This is a genomic window from Ochrobactrum quorumnocens (assembly GCF_002278035.1).
Taxonomy (GTDB): Bacteria; Pseudomonadota; Alphaproteobacteria; order Rhizobiales; family Rhizobiaceae; genus Brucella; species Brucella quorumnocens.
The window spans coordinates 1,954,557-1,973,739 of record NZ_CP022603.1; the positions used below are offsets into that span (position 1 = coordinate 1,954,557).

Genomic DNA, 19,183 nt, shown 5'->3' on the forward strand with positions numbered 1-19,183 from the left:
AGATGACAAATCCAAATGAGAACGCCAGTCTGTTTCGAATTGAGAACTTGCGCGTCGGTTTTGGCCGCGATGGCATGGTGCTCGATGCCGTCCGAGGTATTAATCTGGAACTGAACCGCCGCGAGGTTTTGGGAATTGTTGGCGAATCCGGTTCCGGAAAATCCATCGGGATGCTGGCTTCCATCGGGCTAAATCCACCAAACTCAAAAGTCACAGGTTCGGTCACTTTTCTTGGTGAGGAGCTTGTCGGTAAATCACGCCGCGAAATGCGCAGTTTGCGCGGTTCAAAAATCGCCATGATTTTTCAGGACCCGCTTTCGTCGCTTAATCCGGTGATGAAGATCGGCGATCAGCTGATTGAAGCTTTGCAACTTCATCAAAGAAAACTGAGCCGCAAGGCTGCAATGGCACGGGCTATCGAGTTGCTGGAACTTGTTTCCATCCCGCAACCGGATCAGCGGGTAAAGCAGTATCCGCATGAGTTTTCGGGTGGGATGCGGCAGCGTGTCATGATTGCTATGGCAGTTGCAAACGACCCCGAACTGCTGATCGCTGACGAGCCGACCACCGCGCTCGACGTGACTGTTCAGGCGCAGATCATGGCAGTTTTGCGCGAGTTGCAAAACAAGCTGGGTCTGGGACTAATTCTCATCACTCACGATCTGGGTGTGCTCGCTGGTCACGCTGACCGCGTGGCGGTAGTCTATGCAGGCGAAGTGGTTGAAGAGGCGGATGTTTTTGAGCTTTTCGATAATCCTCGCCATCCTTATACGCGCGGTTTGATTGCTTCGATCCCTACGCTGAGCGACAGCGGCGGCAAGCTTTATTCCATTGAAGGTGCACCACCAGTTCTGGGTGCGTTTCCAACCGGCTGCGCATTTCATCCGCGTTGCGCCCACGCACAGGAAATTTGCAAAACAACACCACCCGCATACCAGCATTTCGGGCGCCATATATCGGCCTGCCACTTTGCTGACAGCCTGCCTGCATACCAACGCAAGGCCGATATGCCGGTCACGAAAGAGGCCGTACTATGAATCCCGTTTTTTCATCACAGACGGCAACTCCATCCTTATCCGACGCAGCCCTTTCGGTTCGTAATTTGCGAAAGTCATTTCCAATCAAAGGTGGGACGATCTTTCAGCGTGACATTGCCGAGGTGAAGGCTGTCGACGACATTTCATTTGATCTGGCAAAGGGCGAAACCCTTGGTTTGGTCGGAGAATCTGGTTGCGGAAAATCAACACTAGGGCGCTGCCTGCTGCGCCTAATTGAGCCGACCAGCGGCGAGGTTCTCTTTCAAGGACAAAACGTGGCGCAGTTTTCGCCAAGAGAAATGCGTGCGGTGCGCAAGCATTTGCAATTTGTCTTTCAGGACCCGTTTGCTTCGCTGCATCCGCGTATGCGGATTGCGGAAAGCATCGCAGAACCTCTCCGTATCAGCGATCTTTCGCAGCATCAGCGCAAAGAGCGCGTGGAAGAGATGTTGCGGCTCGTTAGGCTCAATCCAGAGCACGGCAAGCGGTATCCACACGAGCTTTCCGGAGGCCAGCGTCAACGTGTTGTGATTGCACGCGCCTTGGCGCTCAATCCGCAGGTCTTGGTGCTGGATGAACCGGTGTCAGCGCTTGATGTGTCTGTGCAGGCTGGTGTTTTGAACCTTCTTCAGGAAATTCAGGCTGAGTTTGGCACCTCATATATTTTCATTGCCCATGATTTGTCGGTCGTGCGGCACATCTCGCATACCGTTGCGGTAATGTATCTTGGCCGCATCGTTGAAAAAGCTCCGGCCAACGAGCTCTATAGCCGCCCGCTTCATCCCTATACGCAGGCTTTGATGTCGGCTGTGCCGCTCGCCGATCCGGTGATTGAGCGAAAGCGGCAGCAAATTCTCCTGAAAGGTGATGTGCCAAGCCCCATCAATCCGCCGTCTGGTTGTCCGTTCCGTACGCGCTGTTTCAGGACGGAGGCGGTCTGTGCCGAGATCAGGCCTGAGTTGCAGATGCAGGGAAATGGCCATGCCGTGGCGTGTCATTTTCCGCAGGAATGGCGCTCGTAACAGTAATTTCGCCAATCAAGTTTGGCTATCGGCTCCCGCCGTTTGCGGGGTTGTTTGAGAAGGACGTGACTTTGACAATAATGAACGAGCTGAAGGTTCCCGCTGTGGGCGATAGTAACGCTGTTTTGCCACTGGCTGGAATAAAAGTTCTCGATCTCTCGCGCGTTCTTGCCGGTCCCTGGGCCACGATGAGTCTCGCCGATCTGGGAGCTGAGGTCTGGAAGATCGAAAATATTCAGGGCGGCGACGACACGCGTGCGTGGTCCGTTCCCAATTATAAGGGAGCGAGCACTTATTTTCTTTGCGCGAACCGCGGCAAGAAAAGTCTGGCGCTTGATTTGAAATCGCCTGAAGGGCTCAACATCATTTACGAACTGGCAAAGCAGGCTGATGTTGTCGTCGAAAACTTCCGAGCCGGAACCGTCGAGCGATTAAAGATTGATTACGATACTTTGAAGGCGCTTAACCCGGCGCTCATCTATTGCTCTATTTCCGGCTATGGCCAGACCGGACCTGAGGCTCAACGTCCGGGGTATGATTTTGTGGTTCAGGCTGAAAGCGGCTTGATGTCAATAACGGGACAAACCGACGGTGAACCGATGCGTATTGGTGTCGCTATGACGGATATTGTTGCCGGGATGGTCGGTACACAATCCATTCTTGCGGCGCTCTATCAGCGCAAAGCCACTGGTGTGGGGCAGTTTGTCGATATTTCGTTGTTTGAATGCGCGCTTAATACGCTTATCAATATCGGCAGCGCACATCTGAATGGCGGCCATGTGCCCAAGCGCTTTGGCAACGCGCATCCGACTGTTGTTCCCTATCAGATTTTCGAATGCTCAGATGGGGCTTTTGCGCTTGCCGTCGGCAATGATCGTCAGTTCGCTATCCTTTGCGAAAAGATTATCGATCTGCCTGAACTCGCAGCTGACGAGCGTTTTAAGACAGCAAGCGGTCGCGCCTTAAACCGGGCCGATCTGATACCGCCGATGGCAAAACGCTTCTCCAGCAATACACGTGGGTTTTGGATGGCTGAATGCTTGCGAATGGGTGTTCCTGCAGGTCAGGTGAAAACGGTCCCAGAAGCTTTTGAAAGCCCGAATGTATTGGCGCGTGAAGTCGTACAAACTCTGGAAAGCCCTTATCTGGGGCCGGTATCGCTGGTGCGGCCAGCGCAAGGGTTGGAAGCGCAAAAGCAGGCGTCTTACAAAGCGCCTCCGATGCTGGGCGAGGACAGTGTTTCTATTCTCGAAGACGTTCTCAATATGGACCAAATCAAGCTGGCCGAGTTGATCGATGCTGGCGTCATTCACCAATATCAACCGACAGTTTGACAATAGGAGAGGACGATGGAAACTCAAGTGGAATATTCCGACGTACAGCTCTTCATTGATGGGAAATGGCGTGATGGGTCGCGTGGCGAGACGATAGAGGTTCTAAACCCTGCCACAAATGAGGCTATTGGCCGTATAGCCAAAGCCACGTCCACTGATCTCGATGATGCACTGGCTGCTGCCGATCGCGGGTTCGAGATTTGGCGCAAGGTGTCGGCCTTTGATCGCTATAAAGTTTTGCGAAAAGCCGCTGATATCTTTCGCAGTCGTGGCGAAATCGTGGCCCATTTGCTGACGATGGAGCAGGGCAAGCCTCTTGCTGAAGCGCGCACCGAAGCTGCTGCAGCCTGCGATTTGATCGATTGGTTTGCTGAAGAAGCGCGCCGCAGCTATGGCCGTATCGTCCCACCGCGTTTTGCTCATGTGATGCAGACTGAGATTAAGGAACCAGTTGGTCCTGTAGCGGCGTTCACACCATGGAATTTCCCGATCAATCAGTCGGTTCGTAAAATTTCGGCCGCACTTGCTGCTGGTTGTTCCATTATTTTGAAAGCTGCGGAAGACACACCTGCTGCTCCGGCTGAGTTGGTGCGTGCTTTTGCTGATGCTGGTTTGCCAGACGGTGTCATCAATCTCGTTTATGGCGATCCGGCGGAAATATCGTCTTATCTCATTCCTCATCCCGTGATTAAGAAAGTGTCGTTTACTGGCTCTACACAGGTAGGGAAACAACTTGCGGCATTAAGCGGGTTGCATATGAAGCGGGCAACGATGGAGCTGGGCGGACATGCACCTGTCATCATCATGGCGGATGCCGATATTGATCAGGCGATCAAGGTTGCAGCCGCTGCAAAGTTTCGTAATGCGGGACAGATTTGCATCGCGCCAACCCGCTTTTTGATCGAAGAACCCGCATATGATCAAGTGATCGAAGGGCTTTCCCAATATGCGAGCGCGTTGAATGTCGGAAACGGTCTCGATGCAGAAACAACCATGGGGCCGCTGGTCAATGCACGCCGGGTCAATGCCATGGAACGATTGATCGGCGAAGCTAAAGAACACAAGGCTGCTGTGGTAACAGGGGGTGAGCGCATTGGTAATCGCGGAAACTTTTTCCAGCCAACCGTGCTGGCAGATGTGCCACTTGAGGCTGCGATTATGAACGAAGAACCGTTTGGCCCAGTAGCGCTGCTTAACAGTTTTCAGACGCTGGATGAGGCGTTGGGGGAGGCCAATCGGCTTAACTATGGTCTTGCGGCCTATGCATTCACCGGATCATCAGCCAATGCCGCGAAAATCTCGTCGTCCTTACGCAGCGGAATGATCACCATCAATCATTATGGTCTGGCTCTGCCGGAAGTGCCATTCGGCGGCATCAACGATTCTGGTTACGGAACAGAAGGTGGTGCCGACGCGCTGGATGCCTATCAGAATACGAAATTCGTTTCGCATTTGCAGGCCTGAATACGTCCCAATCTTGTTGCTATGCCAGAACCATGAGACTTCATAATGAGTGACGCCTATATTTGTGACTATGTTCGTACGCCCATCGGTCGCTTTGGCGGTTCGCTTTCGTCCGTGAGAGCGGATGATCTCGGAGCCATTCCGCTCCGCGCATTGATGGAACGCAATGCATCGGTCGACTGGGAAGCGGTTGACGATGTTATTTTTGGCTCTGCCAATCAGGCGGGCGAAGACAACCGTAATGTCGCACGCATGTCACTGCTTCTTGCGGGATTGCCAGTCGGCGTATCTGGAACCACGATTAATCGCCTTTGTGGTTCAGGGATGGATGCGGTTATAAGTGCTGCGCGCGCAATCAAGGCCGGCGAGGCTGAGTTGATCATCGCAGGGGGCGTCGAAAGCATGAGCCGGGCCCCATTCGTGATGCCGAAGGCCGATGCCGCGTTTTCCCGCAAAGCGGAAATATTTGACACGACTATCGGTTGGCGTTTTGTGAACCCGCTGATGAAGAAACAATATGGCGTCGAATCCATGCCTGAGACCGGCGAGAATGTTGCTGAAGATTACAATATCTCACGTCAAGATCAGGATGCTTTCGCGTTGCGCAGTCAGGAGAAAGCTGCCGCAGCACAGGCCAACGGGCGTCTTGCTCAAGAAATCGTCGCTGTAAGCATCCCGCAACGCAAAGGCGAACCAGTCGTTGTGGATATGGATGAACATCCGCGTGTCACAACGATGGAAGCACTCGCAAAGCTTGGGACACCGTTCAGAGGCGGTGGAACTGTAACGGCAGGCAATGCATCCGGCGTCAATGATGGGGCGGCCGCGTTAATCATTGCTTCTGAGGCGGCCATTAAGAAATACAATCTGAAACCTATCGCTCGTATTATCGGCGGGGCCACCGCTGGCGTTCCACCAAGGACTATGGGCATCGGCCCTCTGCCTGCCACACGCAAACTTCTGGCACGGCTTGGGATCGCCATTGATGTGATCGATGTGATCGAGCTCAACGAGGCTTTTGCTTCGCAAGGGCTCGCTGTGTTGCGGGAATTCGGAGTTGCTGACGACGATAGCCGCGTCAATCCAAATGGTGGAGCAATCGCATTAGGACATCCGCTCGGCATGTCAGGCGCACGCATTACAGGTTCGGCGGCGCTTGAACTTTCGCTCACCGGTGGCCAATACGCATTGTCGACAATGTGTATTGGCGTTGGGCAAGGGATTGCGATAGCGCTGGAACGCGTTTGACCCAGAGGCGCGGATTTTACACTCCGCGCTTAACAACTGCCTTGCCGGTTAAACGTCTTCGGCGCCCGAGCGGCTGATATGGCGTTTCAGCAAGGCGGCGGCGAATTCGAAATCCTTGTTCTCAATAGCTTCCAAAATGCCCAAATGGTCCATACAAGCCTTGCGGATGCGCTCTTCGCCCAAGCGGTCGAAGTCGGAATATTCGGTCATACGCCGCAGATGGTTCTGCCAGCGGACGGATTGCGTGAAAAAGCGGTTGTTCGCCCACGAAACAATGGTTTCATGGAAATTTGCATTGGCATTAAACCACAGGTCGCGTGTGAGACTTTGCAGTGGTAGAACTAGTATATCTTTCTGCTCGCGTTGAAGGGCGGCAAGCTGGATTGGGTCCGGTGCATACTCGGCTTGGGCAAGTGCTCCGCACTCAATCACCAGACGGAAAGCATAGCTTTCATTGACGGCACGCTCATTGTCGAGCGACTCGGCAAATCGCCAGCCATGACCCGGCAGGCGTTCTGCCAGACCTTCCGTTGCAAAACGCATCAATACCCGGCGCACGGCACCACGTGTGGCGCCCAACTGGTCTGCAAGTTCAGCTTCGGACACTTCATCGCCGACCGTACCAGAGGCGCGTGAACTCATCAGGCGTCGGTAAAGCTCCTCAGCTTCGGATGGTGGAAGAAGCCTGTCGTTCAGCTCATCAGGTTCAGGAAGACGATGCAACTGATAGCCGCGATTTGGGGTCTGGCTGACAATGCCTTGCTGTACCAACAGGTTCAGTACCTGACGCACAGGCGAACGCGATACGCGAAGCTCCTTGGCAATTGCTGCATCAGACAGCCGGTCTCCAATATTCCAGCGGGCCGCAGATATGAGCGAGACCATTTTATGCGCGACTTCCGCCTGAAGACTGCTCAGGCCGGATTCGCCTTCTGTCGATCTCTTAATGTTCATATTCACGCCCGGCACCCCCTGAATGTGCGTTCCCCCATGAATTTAAATTCAAAGAATACGGAATATTTCGCAATAGGCTATTTCTTTCTCGTAGTGCCTATCCCATTGGAAAGACAGGCTGACTCTGCATAGGAAGGGTATAAATCAAATTGTTCCATATTCTAATAAAAAACTATTGACTCCGCAATGATTGAATGTGAATTGTATTAAGAAGATGCAAAATACAAAATATGGATCAAGAATGTCTATTACCCCATTTCCATTCATCACAGTTTCTGGCGCACCGGAAGAGCGCGGTCGCCAATATGGGGTTTTGGCCAAAGAGCGTATCCGGCTAAGCGCTGGCCTTTACTCAGGCACGCTCGATGCGTTCGGTCTTTCGCCTGAGCGTAAGCAGAGCCTGATCGAGGATTTTGCTAGCAGGATCGAAGAATTCGACGCTTCTTATGTCGAGGAAATGCGCGGTATCGCCAAGGGGGCGGGTGTCCCTTTTGAGCAGATCGTCATGATCAATGCACGTACGGAAGTGGTTGCGATGGCGCGTGCGGAAACGGGCGCACCTGATCCGGAAGAGCAGGACGACGGTTGCACCGGCGCGCTCATCATGCCCGCCAGAAGTGCTTCAGGTAATCTTGTGCACGGCCAGAACTGGGACTGGCGTTCTGAATGTGTAGAGACTGGTATCGTGCTGCGTGTCCGCAACAATAACGGCCCCGATTTCGTTACTTTTGTCGAAGCAGGTGGTCTGGCGCGCAGCGGCTTTAATGAAGCCGGTATCTCGATTACTGCCAATTATCTTGAATGCGAGCGCGACTATAAGAAGCTTGGCGTTCCGCTTGGTCTCGTGCGTCGTAAGGTGCTGGAGCAGGAGCATTTTGCCAAAGCAATCAAAGCTGTGGCTTCGACGCCGAAGTCCTGCTCAAACAATATCATGATCGCCACTAGTGCGGGCTTTGGTATTGATTTTGAATGTGCACCGGATGAGTCCTTCCCGATCCTGCCGGAGAACGATCTTATCGTTCATGCCAATCATTGGATAAGTCCGATTGCGCTGACCAAGCTGCGTGACACGGGCATTCCATATGTGCCGGAGAGCTTTTATCGCGACTGGCGTGTGCGCCAGTGTCTTGAAGCCCATGGTGGCAAAATTGGCCGTAAGGAACTCAAAGAAGCGCTGTTTGATGACTTCCTGACGCCTTATGCCGTGTGCCGTCCGCCACGTCCGGGCAACCACGACAATATCACCGCAACGGTCGCGATGGTGGTGATGGAGGCTGCTCTCGGCATGATGGAAATCGCGCCCTTGCCAGCCTTGAATCGTGAGTTTGCGACTTATTGTCTGCAGGATTATACGCCGCTTCCTGCCGATGCAGCGCCGCGCGCGAAATCCCTCTTTATCGAAGGCTAAAGAAATGCTGCGCTTTGCGCTCTCCAGAATAGGCATGGCCATTCCAACATTGCTGATTGTGGCGGTGGCTGTGTTTGTGATTGTCCGGTTGATACCGGGCGATCCTGCGGCTCTGATGCTTGGCGATTCTGCGGATGCGGCGACATTGGCTGCCTTGCGCGAACAGCTGGGGCTCAACCATAGCATCATGACCCAGTTTCTGATCTGGGCCGGCAATGTTCTGCATGGCGATCTCGGTGTTTCCATAGCCAACCAACAGCCTGTACTTTCACTGGTTCTGGAAAGGTTTTTGGTGAGCGCGCGTATTGTGTTGTCTGCTGTCGTGCTTTCCACGCTGGTCGCGGTTCCACTCGGTATGATCGCTGCATGGAAACAAAACAGCCTGACGGATCTCACGCTTGTGACAAGCGCCACTTTACTGTTGTCGATCCCGGCATTCTGGATGGGCTTGCTGTTGTTGCTGGCATTTGGTCTGAAGCTGGGATGGCTGCCGATTGTTGGTTATGTCAGCTTCGGCGAAAATCCATGGAAGGCGTTTCTCTATCTGGTATTGCCGGTCACGACGCTGTTTCTGCATGAAATTGGCGTGATCCTGCGTATGGCGCGAGCATCGACGCTCGAAGTGCTGAACCTTGATTACATCACCCACGCACGCGCCAAGGGGCTGTCGGAAGCAACCGTTATGTGGCGCCATGCATTCCGCAATGCATTTGGTCCCACCTGGACATTGCTTGGTTTGATCCTTGGTAATCTGCTCGGCGGTATTGCCGTCGTGGAAACTGTTTTCACCATTCCGGGTCTCGGCAGGCTGCTGGTCGATGCGATTTTTGCCCGCGACTATCCGGTCATTCAGGGTTGCTTGCTGTTTACGGCTTGCGTCTATGTGCTGGTCAATCTGATCGTGGACCTTCTTTATCCGTTCTTCGACCCGAAGGTGACGGCGAAATGAAAAACATCTCTCTTAATGCCCTAATCGGCGGGGCTTTGACTGCAACGCTTCTGACAGTGGCACTCGTTGGTTCCTTCTGGACACCGTACAATCCGCTCGCGCTTGATTTTACCGCACGTCTTGCGCCGCCAAGTGCTGCGCACTGGCTTGGTACGGATGAGTTTGGGCGCGACCAATTGAGCCGCCTGATGAAAGGCGCGTCCGCCAGCGTTTCGATTAGCGTTTTCACAGTCTTCATCGCCACCTTGGGTGGTGTTCTGATTGGTGCGATCAGTGGCTTCTTACGTGGCTGGTTCGACCGGTTTCTAATGATGATCAATGATGCGCTGCTGGCATTCCCCGGCATATTGATGGCTCTTGGTTTGCTGGCCGTCTTTGGCGCCAACAAGAACGGCATCATCCTTGCACTGGCTCTCGCCTATATGTCTTCGGTTATTCGCGTTGTGCGCGGTACGGTACTGAGCCTGCGTGAACGGGAGTTCGTTGAGGCTTCCCGCGTCATGGGAAACTCGGAAATCTATACGATGGTGCGTCATATCCTGCCCAATTGTCTGGCACCTGTTCTGGTCATGGCAACATCCATGTGCGGCTGGGCAATTCTCGCAGAAAGCTCGCTCAGCTTTCTGGGGCTGGGCGTGCCGCCGCCAGCGCCGACATGGGGCAATATGCTAGCCGGAAGTCGCAATTTCATTGAGCAGGCCGTTTGGCTTGGTATCTTCCCCGGCCTTGCAATTTCGCTGTCGCTGCTTGGTATTAATCTTCTTGGTGACGCGTTGCGCGACCGCCTCGACCCACGCATGAGGAAGCGCTCATGACTTCCGCACCCCTGCTCGAAATCGACAATGTAAGCCTGCGTGTTGGCGATAGCACACTGGAGATCGTCAAGCGTGCTTCCTTCGCGCTCAAGCGTGGCGAAATCCTTGGTATTGTTGGCGAATCCGGTTCTGGAAAGACGATGCTCGCGCGGGCGATCATGGGGCTGGTTCCAGCGTCCATCAAAACAAGTCATGGTGCGATCCGCTTCAAAGGACAGAACGTATCAACGATGTCGTCGGCCGCATTGCGCGGCATTCGTGGCGATGGCATCGCTATGATCTTTCAGGAGCCGATGACATCGCTCACCCCGTCGCTGACCATCGGACGTCAGCTTGAGGAAGGGCTGGAGCTTCATTTTCCGGCGGAAAAAGCTCAACATGCCGAATGGATAAGAGCGATGCTGCAGCGTGTTGGTATCGCCGAGCCTGATCGTGCGATTGAGGCGTTTCCGCATGAGTTTTCCGGTGGGATGCGCCAGCGTATCATGATCGCGTGCGCCATGCTGATGCAGCCTGATCTGCTGATTGCCGACGAGCCGACAACGGCGCTCGATGCGGTCATCCAGCGCGAGGTTATGGAGTTGCTGGTTGATCTCACGCGGGAACGCGGAACGACCGTTTTACTCATCAGCCACGACCTTCCAATGATCGCACGATACTCCAATCGGGTTGTCGTGATGCGTCATGGCGAGGTGGTTGAAACGGGGCATACCGCTGATGTTCTCGCCAAACCGCAACATGATTATACCCGCAAGCTGCTTTCAACATTACCAGTTCGGGGAGCCGCCCGTGAGGTGCCACAGGCAGAGCCGCTGATCAGTGTTCGCGATCTGGTTGTCGACTTTGAAGGGCGCGGCGGCTGGTTCAAGAAGGCTGGCGGCAAACGCGCACTGCACGGCGTGACGATTGATGTTTTGCCGAATGAGGTCGTCGCGGTGGTTGGCGGTTCAGGCTCGGGAAAAACCACGGCCGCACGCGTTATGGCCGGATTGATCAAACCGAGTGGGGGCAAGCTGCTGTTTAAGGGACAGCCTGTTGAAAGACGTTCGGTTCATTACTCCGACTATCGCTATCACACGCAGATGGTGTTTCAGGACCCTTACTCGTCGCTCGATCCGCGCATGAAAGTGGGTGAACTGGTTGGCGAGGCACTGCGCTTCTCAAAAGAACTTTCTTCGAGCCAAAAGGCCGAGCGGATTCGCGATACGCTCGACGATGTGGGTCTCGGTGGCGATTACGCCAATCGTTACGCGCATGAAATGTCGGGAGGCCAGCGTCAGCGTGTGGCAATTGCCCGTGCGCTTGCGCGCCGTCCAGCTTTTGTGATCGCCGATGAAGCCGTCTCGGCGCTTGACGTCACGGTGCGGGCGCAGGTTCTCGATCTCTTTGCCAAACTTCAGCAGAGCTATGGCTTTGGCTGTCTGTTCATCACCCATGATCTGGGCGTGGTGGAGCAAATTGCTGACCGTGTGGTTGTTATGAATGAGGGACGCATCATCGAGCAGGGGACGCGTGATGAAATCTTTGACGCACCGCAAAACGACTATACCCGCCGTCTGCTGTCGGCCATTCCGGTGCTCGAATTGACGGGCGAGGGTGGCGTCAAACTAAAATGGCGTGGCGACGGCGCAAATACGAAATTCGGGGAGGAGGGCGATCATGTCCATCATTGAAGAACAGCCTGCAACCAAACGGCAGGGTCACGGCAAAAAGCTCAGCTTCTATGATTTTGGTCCAACCACCTTTTTCGCAAGCCAGTTCGATCAGCGCTTCAGCTATTGCCTTTACGTGCCGGAAGACTACGACGAAGACGGCACGGAAACGCACGAGCTGATCATTATCGTCCATGGCACTGGACGCACCGCTGCGCAATATCGCGATCACTTCGCAAGTTTTGCGCAAAAGAACCGTTGCATCGTACTGGCACCGTTGTTTCCTGCTGGCATTGTTGTGCAGGACGATCTCGCCAATTACAAACGCATTGAGTTTCACGGCATTCGTTTTGATCATATTCTTCTGTCGATGATCGACGAAGTGGCGGCCAAATATCGCCTCAAGAGCAATCGCGTGATCATGTATGGTTTTTCGGGCGGTGGGCAGTTCTGCCAGCGCTTTTTCATACTGCATCCGCAACGGCTCAAAGCCGTTTCGATTGGTGCCCCCGGTGTCGTGACCTTGCTTAATCCCGATTACGACTGGTGGGTCGGCGTGCGCGATGTTGAGGCCCGCTTTGGCTGTCGTATCGATCTTGAAGCGATGAAAGCGGTGACGGTGCAAACGGTTATTGGCAAAGAGGATACCGCCACCTGGGAAATTGCCATTCCGCGCGACAGTGCCTTCTGGATGGATGGAGCTGATTTGCAGGGCGATTGCCGGATTGACCGCATTGAAGCACTGGCCCGGTCTTTCGAGACGCATGGCATCGGAGTTCGCAGAGACCAGGTGCCCGACGTGGCACATGAACCTTTCAAGGTTCTGGAGCCGGTGGAGGCGTTTTTCGCTGATGTTCTGAAGTCACAAAGCTGACGTTGTCACAAAACCAAAAACAAAAAGGGGAAATCAAATGTTCAATCCAACTTCAATATGCGCCGCATTTAGCGTCGCGCTCCTTGGCCTCTGCGCCACATCCTTCCAAGCACATGCCGCAGATGACGAGACCTTACGCGTAGCTTTTCATTCCGATGTCGCGAGCATTAACCCCGGTGTCAACCGTGACGCCAATGCCGATGTGGTCGTCGCGCACATTGCTGAAGGTCTGGTTGCCTATGGCGATGATCTGGCGATCAAGCCAATGCTGGCTGAAAGCTGGACTGCAAACGCTGACCATACCGTCTATGATTTTAAACTCCGCCAAGGCGTGAAATTCCAGAATGGCAAAGAGCTGACAGCCAAAGACGTAGTGTGGAATTTCGAACGTTATCTGAAGCCTGAAACCGGCTTCCAATGCGTGAACCGCTATAACGGCAAAGTGGATTCCGAATTGAAGTCGGTTGAGGCTGTTGACGACAGCACGGTGCGTTTCAATTTCGCAGCGCCTGCGCCAAATTTCGTCATCACAATGGCGACCATCCAATGCACGCCATGGATATTAAGCCCTGAATCTGTTGATGCTGATGGCAAGTTTGTAAAGCCGATTGGTACCGGTCCTTATGCCTTTTCCAAATGGGAACGGGGCCGTTTTCTTGACCTCACCCGTTTTGACGATTACGCGGCGCTGTCTGGTGCAGCGGATGGTTTGGCCGGTAACAAAAAGGGTCATATGAAAACGATCCAGTTTATGACGGTTCCCGATTCAAGCACGCGCACCAATGGTCTGTTGTCAGGCGAGATCGATTTCATCGATGAAGTTGAACCGACCGGCGTCAAGGATCTGGAAGCAAAGGGAATGAAGGTGAATGTCCAGCAGACGCCTGCATGGATGGTGCTGCAAATCCAGTCAGATTCTGACAAACTGAAAGATCCGCAGCTCCGTCAGGCGATCGCGCATTCTATCGATCTTAACCAACTGGCAGCGGCGATTGGCGAGGGCATGTACACACCGAATCCATCGGTCATCGCACCAAATACGATCTATTCGGATAATCAGGCAGCTGCCTGGCCTGCTTATGATCCCGCCAAGGCACAGGAACTGCTTACCAAGGCAGGGTACAAGGGCGAGCCAATCAGTCTTCTGGTTGCCAACCGCCAGAACCGTGTACAGGTCGCCACAATTATTCAGGCGTTCCTTGCTGGATCGGGCATCAATGCGCAGCTTGAAGTGCGCGATTGGGCAACCCAGCTCGACCAGTATCGCCGTGGTGCATATGAACTTGCAGTCTTTGCCTACTCCGCGCGCCTCGATCCATTGTTGTCTTTCCAATCGATGATTGGTGACAAGAAAGCCGACGCTGCGCGTCAATGGGATGATGCAAAGGCGGAAGAGCTTCTCAAGCAGGTTTCAGCGACAAGTGATGTCGAGGAGCGTAAAAAGCTCTTCAACGAACTCAACAAGCTGATGGCCGAGCAGGTGCCGATCCTTGGTCTGGTAAATTTACCATCCATTACGGCGACGGGCCCAAAAGTGAATGATTACAAGGGTTGGGCTGGTGACACTGACCGTTTCTGGACGGTTAGCAAGATGCAGTAACGCGCCCATTGCTGAAGCTTATCACATCGGAATAATCCCATGACGTCTACATCGTTTGATTATATCCGGACTGACGCGGTCGGTCTGGGAGAGGCCATTCGCGCCAAAGTTCTGTCGCCGCGCGAGGCCGTTCAGGAAGCATTTGCAGCGATTGATCGGTGCAATCCTCAGCTTAACGCTGTCATTCATGAAATGCGCGATGAGGCCGAAGAGCAGCTTAAAACACTGCCAGAAGGGCCGCTCAGCGGTGTCCCGGTTTTGTTGAAGGATGATTGCCCATCCTATGCAGGCGCTGCCATGTCCTTTGGTTGCCGTGCAGCTGAAGGCAATATTTCGCATCGCGATCACGAGCTGGTTAAGCGCTATAAAGCCGCCGGTCTGGTCGTTGTGGGCAAGACCAATCTGCCTGAGTTTTCCTGCAATGTTGCAACGGAATCCTCTTTGCATGGTCCGGCCCTCAATCCTTGGGACGTGAAGCGCAGCATTGGTGGTTCTTCCGGTGGCGCGGCAGCAGCGGTTGCTGCGCGTATGGTGCCTGTGGCCTATGGCAATGATGGAGCCGGTTCCATCCGCATTCCTGCGTCCTGCGGCGGTCTTTTCGGACTGCGTCCATCACGTGGCCGCGTCCCATGTGGTCCGGTCTCGACAGAAAACTGGGGCGGGATGGTCAGCCACCACGTGTTGACGCGCTCGGTTCGCGATTCCGCGACGATGCTCGATCTGACAGATGCGCTAGAACCGGGTTCGCTTTATGCCGCACCGGCGAAGACGGATCTCTTTGTTAACAGTGCCAAAACCACTCCCCGTAAGTTGCGCATTGGCGTCTGGCAGCAATCCGCTCTTCGTGAGCATCTGGATGAGCAATCTGCTGCGGCACTTGAGGCGACAATTACGTTTTGTGAACAGCTCGGCCACACAGTCGTTTTCGTGCAGCCAGATTTTGACGGTTCTCAGCTGGCAGATGCCGTGCAAAAACTGATTGCTGTCTACACTGCAATTGAAGTCGCCGATGTTACAGCTACAACTGGCAAGCCCGCCAATGATCTCTATTTCGAGCCGGCCAATCTGGGATTGGCTGCCTATGGTGAGGGTTTGTCCGCAACCGAAGTCATTCAGGCGCGCCTGACCGCAAACAGCACAGCTCGCAGTTTCGGTCGCCTGTTTCAAGGATGCGATGTGGTTTTAAGCCCCGTCATGCCAGTCGCATCATTTCCGCTTGGAATGCTCGACGTGCGTTCACCTGACTGGGAAAGCTTTGTTCAACAGTTTCTGGAACTCACGAGCTTTACCCATCCTGTCAATGCGGCTGGCTTGCCTGCAATGAGTGTGCCGCTACACGAAACGTCGGATGGCTTCCCTGTTGGCAGCCAGTTCATTGCCCCCTATGGGGCAGAAAATCTGTTATTTGAACTCGCAGGCCAGTTGGAAACCATGTGCCCATGGTCTGACCGCCTGCCAGCAATTCACGCCTGAAATCAAGAGACAAGCCATGCTCTATACAAAGCCCTATTTCCAGCCGCCCGATGTAAACGAGGTTTTCGATCTTGTTGACAGAACGGTTCTTGGCACTTTGATCACCAGCCATGAGGGTGGTGTTGCAATTTCTCATCCGATTTTCATGATGGATCGGACTAGAGGCGAAAACGGCACGCTGGTCTCGCATGTCGCGGCCTCAAACGATCATGTTGAGTTTCTGAAGCGCGGATCGCCCTCAATCGCGATCCTGATGGACGCTGGTCATTATGTGTCTTCGTCCTGGTATCCGGGCTACCCGGAAAGAGACAGCGCACCGACATGGAGTTTTATGGTCGCCCATATTCATGGGGCGCCCAAAATATTGTCGGAAGCAGCGACCACCAAGCATCTCCACGAGCTCGTCAGGCACATGGAAAAGGGGCGAGACAAGCCATGGCAGATGAAGGAACTTGGTCCCGGCGGTCTTGAGCGACGCTTGCCAAATATCGTCGGCTACGAAATGCCGATCGATAAAATGGAGATCAAGTTCAAGCTGGGGCAAGACGAGCGTTCAGCGGATATGAGCGCAGCTATCAAAAAATTACGCGAAGAGGGGCGGGATGACGTTGCCGAAATGATGACGCGTCACTGCAAACTTTAGAAATCCAGATGGGGGATTTGAGTTGATGACGGTGCTGCACATTCCGTCCTGACCAAGCCAATTATCCAGCAATCACAGCCATAGCAGGCGTCCGGTTTTAGCGAGTTCCGGCAGCTTGTTCTCAGCACGACGGAAAGCCTCTTTCCGCCGAAAAACTCCTATTGCCTAAAATCAAAGGGGACACTACTCAAATGAAGAAAATTCTATCTGCATCCGTTGCTGTGTTGGCATTGTCACAAGCGGCGTCGGCTGCCGACGCAATCATCGCACCAGAGCCAGAATCCGTTGAATATGTTCGCGTTTGCGATGCATATGGCAAAGGCTACTTCTATATCCCTGGAACTGAAACCTGCCTGCGTTTTGCTGGTTATGTGCGTTATGATGTCAGTGGTGGCGACAATGCTTATGCGCGCGTACCGAGCACCAAAGATATGGATACTTATGCGCAGCTGACCCGTTTCACCTTCCGCACATTTACCGGCACTGAAACGGAACTCGGGACACTCAAGACGGTCACTGAAGTGCGCTATCAATGGTACAATGGTGCAGACTCTTCATCGTCCGGTTCTCTGCGTTTGGGTTTTATTGAGCTTGGTGGCCTGCGTGTTGGTCTTGATCAGTCTGCATTTGTTACCTTCACCGATTATCTGGGTAATGTGCTGAACGACGACGTCATTCTGGCGGGTGGTTATCGCACAAACCTCATCAGCTACACCTACAAAAATAAGGAAGGTTTCTCCGCGACCTTATCACTTGAACAGGGTGGTAATACCGATGCGGATGTGGATGTCACCATCGATGATTACATGCCGCATGTGGTGGGTGGTCTTAAATATGCGCAGTCATGGGGCAGTATTGCTGGCGTCGCTGCCTATGATGCGCGCAATGAAGAATGGGCAGGCAAGGTCAAGGTCGACCTCAAGGTGAACGACAAGTTCTCAGTGTGGTCGCAGTTTGCTTACAAATCCAATGATGATCACTACAAAGCCAATGCCAACGGCGAGGTGTATCGTATCGTAGACAGCTTCTACGGAACTTGGGGTGGTGCTTGGGCTTTGTGGGGTGGTCTTGCCTATCAGGCAACTGAAAAAGCAAAGCTCAACCTGCAGGTTGGTTATGATGCCAGCGAAACCCTGATGGCGACTGGTAATATCAGCTATGCTTTGGTGCCAGGTTTTAACATCACACCAGAACTCACCTATGTTCAATGGAACAACAAGCGCACCACGCTTGATGGCCAAGATGCGCTTGGTCTGAAAGTGCGCTTTCAGCGTTCATTCTAATCGGTAAACGAGGCTCTGACGCTGTCTGTATGCAGGCAGCGTCAGAGCACTTTCCATCAGGCGCTGTCTTTGAAAAGAACGCTCTGGTCGAAAAGATAGCGATGGGAAAGCGGCAGGCTTGCAGCCCCCATTGCTTTGCCATGAACGCCTACTTTTCCTTCTACGATCTCAGGTGCTGAAAGCCCTTGCAGATCGATGCGCGTAAGCTCGAGTTTCGTCGCTTCAACGATCCGATGACGAACGCTTTCTGGTAGCCAGCCATCAATGATCGCCGCCGGAAAATCAATAACAGCTGCGGCGGCCACCGCAGCATGGGCCAGCCCGCGTGCTGCCAACGCGATCCATTCGTCGAGCAAAGCGCCGAAGTTTGACCACCGCTCAGGCGAGAGCCAGAGATCATCTGAAGAAATATTGTTCTCCTGCAACATGCGTTCGAGCACAAAGAGCGAGGCGGTGTCGATCAACTGCATGGTTTCGCGCGCGTCATTTGTGCTGCGCATGCGCATGGGCATGGAACCGAGTGCACCAGCATTGCCGGTACGCCCGGGATAGAGTGTGTTGTTCAAAACAACGCCGCCGCCAATGAACGATCCGATGGAGAAATAAACGAAATCGGTGAATTCAGGCCCGCGCCCGAATGTCAGTTCCGCACCACAGGCTGCGGTTCCGTCATTCTGGAGGTAGACCGGAAAGGGCAGGGCTGAACCAAAGTCATTGATCAGATCGGCATCAAGCCAGGCATTCATATCGGCGGCAGGTGCGCCGACTTCTTCCACCCAGTTCCAGAGTTCGAAAGGAAGCGCGATACCAAGCCCGGCAATCCTTTCACGTTTGTCTGCATCAAGCGCGGCTGTAAACGCTCCGATGCTATCGAAGGAGAACTTGCGGATTTCATCAGGCACAGGCCAGCGATAAGTAATGTGGCGGCGCTGGCGGATGTTGCCAAGAAAATCCATCAAAATGATTTCGGCGCTGCGACGACCGATCTTGAGGCCAAAGGAAAAGACACCGTCTGCGGCAAGCCGCATGGGCATGGATGGCTGCCCAACCCGCCCGCGCACGCGTTCGCCCTGTGTGATGAGACCATCTTTTTCCAGCTCTCGGATGATCACGGAGATGGTTTGTGCAGATAATCCCGTTTTTCGTGCAATATCGGCGCGCGCCATCGAACCATGTCTGCGCACAAGAGCAAGAACAAGACGCTCATTATAAGCGCGCACGCCGATCTGGTTGGAACCGCGATTGATGCTTGCTCCGGCTTGGGCAAATTGCGGCACGGCGGAGCCTGCCACGGCTGGTCCGTCGCGTTGATCAGAACCACGTTCTGAATTGTGCCTGACCATAAGCCCTCCCAGGTCCCGCCTATTCTAAAGCGTGATCCCGCGCTTTAGCATTTTATTTTTATGCATGTTTTTACCCCCAACCCG

At 53.8% G+C, this 19,183-nt stretch carries 16 protein-coding genes; 14 read left to right on the top strand and 2 right to left on the bottom strand.

What is annotated here, in order from left to right; genetic code table 11:
- Positions 1-2: 2 nt before the first annotated feature.
- The 5 genes from CES85_RS09235 (at position 3) to pcaF (ending at position 6,105) form a co-directional block, all read left to right on the top strand.
- Complete coding sequence (locus CES85_RS09235) at positions 3-1,037, top strand: ABC transporter ATP-binding protein (protein ID WP_095445592.1); 1,035 nt, start codon at positions 3-5, stop codon at positions 1,035-1,037.
- Entirely contained in the window at positions 1,034-2,059 is a 1,026-nt protein-coding gene (locus tag CES85_RS09240; RefSeq protein WP_095445593.1) for an ABC transporter ATP-binding protein, read from the top strand. The genes CES85_RS09235 and CES85_RS09240 overlap by 4 nt, the downstream gene beginning before the upstream one ends.
- Before the next feature lie 80 nt (positions 2,060-2,139).
- Entirely contained in the window at positions 2,140-3,393 is a 1,254-nt protein-coding gene (locus tag CES85_RS09245) for a CaiB/BaiF CoA transferase family protein (protein WP_095445779.1), read from the top strand.
- 15 nt (positions 3,394-3,408) lie between these two features.
- Positions 3,409-4,857 (top strand): NAD-dependent succinate-semialdehyde dehydrogenase, encoded by a 1,449-nt coding sequence (locus tag CES85_RS09250; RefSeq protein WP_095445594.1) that lies wholly within the window; start codon positions 3,409-3,411, stop codon positions 4,855-4,857.
- A gap of 45 nt (positions 4,858-4,902) precedes the next feature.
- Positions 4,903-6,105 (top strand): 3-oxoadipyl-CoA thiolase, encoded by a 1,203-nt coding sequence (gene pcaF / locus CES85_RS09255; RefSeq protein WP_095445595.1) that lies wholly within the window; start codon positions 4,903-4,905, stop codon positions 6,103-6,105.
- 48 nt (positions 6,106-6,153) lie between these two features.
- Here pcaF and CES85_RS09260 read toward each other — a convergent pair whose 3' ends face one another.
- Positions 6,154-7,059 (bottom strand): GntR family transcriptional regulator, encoded by a 906-nt coding sequence (locus CES85_RS09260; protein WP_095445596.1) that lies wholly within the window; start codon positions 7,057-7,059, stop codon positions 6,154-6,156.
- A 241-nt stretch (positions 7,060-7,300) separates the two neighbouring features.
- On the opposite strand from CES85_RS09260, the gene CES85_RS09265 reads away from it, so the two are divergent.
- The 9 genes from CES85_RS09265 (at position 7,301) to CES85_RS09305 (ending at position 17,756) form a co-directional block, all read left to right on the top strand.
- The gene (locus tag CES85_RS09265; protein ID WP_244923186.1) at positions 7,301-8,467 is read left to right on the top strand and encodes a C45 family autoproteolytic acyltransferase/hydrolase; all 1,167 of its coding nucleotides are present in this window, start codon (positions 7,301-7,303) and stop codon (positions 8,465-8,467) included.
- 4 nt (positions 8,468-8,471) lie between these two features.
- Positions 8,472-9,416 (top strand): ABC transporter permease, encoded by a 945-nt coding sequence (locus CES85_RS09270; RefSeq protein WP_095445597.1) that lies wholly within the window; start codon positions 8,472-8,474, stop codon positions 9,414-9,416.
- Positions 9,413-10,231, top strand: a complete 819-nt coding sequence (locus tag CES85_RS09275) for an ABC transporter permease (protein WP_095445598.1) — start codon at positions 9,413-9,415, stop codon at positions 10,229-10,231. The genes CES85_RS09270 and CES85_RS09275 overlap by 4 nt, the downstream gene beginning before the upstream one ends.
- Positions 10,228-11,904: a dipeptide ABC transporter ATP-binding protein gene (locus tag CES85_RS09280; protein ID WP_095445599.1), complete on the top strand. Its 1,677-nt coding sequence runs from the start codon at positions 10,228-10,230 to the stop codon at positions 11,902-11,904. The genes CES85_RS09275 and CES85_RS09280 overlap by 4 nt, the downstream gene beginning before the upstream one ends.
- Positions 11,891-12,757 carry an alpha/beta hydrolase family protein gene (locus CES85_RS09285; protein WP_095445600.1) on the top strand — a complete coding sequence of 289 codons (867 nt, stop codon included), beginning with the start codon at positions 11,891-11,893 and terminating at the stop codon, positions 12,755-12,757. Before CES85_RS09280 ends, CES85_RS09285 begins: the two co-directional genes overlap by 14 nt.
- 37 nt (positions 12,758-12,794) lie before the next feature.
- Entirely contained in the window at positions 12,795-14,357 is a 1,563-nt protein-coding gene (locus tag CES85_RS09290) for an ABC transporter substrate-binding protein (protein ID WP_095445601.1), read from the top strand.
- Between the two features lie 39 nt (positions 14,358-14,396).
- Positions 14,397-15,830, top strand: coding sequence for an amidase (locus CES85_RS09295; protein ID WP_095445602.1), 1,434 nt, complete (start codon positions 14,397-14,399; stop codon positions 15,828-15,830).
- Between the two features lie 16 nt (positions 15,831-15,846).
- Positions 15,847-16,473 carry an FMN-binding negative transcriptional regulator gene (locus CES85_RS09300; RefSeq protein WP_095445603.1) on the top strand — a complete coding sequence of 209 codons (627 nt, stop codon included), beginning with the start codon at positions 15,847-15,849 and terminating at the stop codon, positions 16,471-16,473.
- Positions 16,474-16,664: 191 nt separating this feature from the next.
- The gene (locus CES85_RS09305) at positions 16,665-17,756 is read left to right on the top strand and encodes a porin (protein WP_095445604.1); all 1,092 of its coding nucleotides are present in this window, start codon (positions 16,665-16,667) and stop codon (positions 17,754-17,756) included.
- Between the two features lie 56 nt (positions 17,757-17,812).
- Here CES85_RS09305 and CES85_RS09310 read toward each other — a convergent pair whose 3' ends face one another.
- On the bottom strand, positions 17,813-19,099 hold the full coding sequence (locus CES85_RS09310; RefSeq protein WP_095445605.1) for an ROK family transcriptional regulator: 1,287 nt from the start codon (positions 19,097-19,099) through the stop codon (positions 17,813-17,815).
- Positions 19,100-19,183 lie beyond the last annotated feature (84 nt).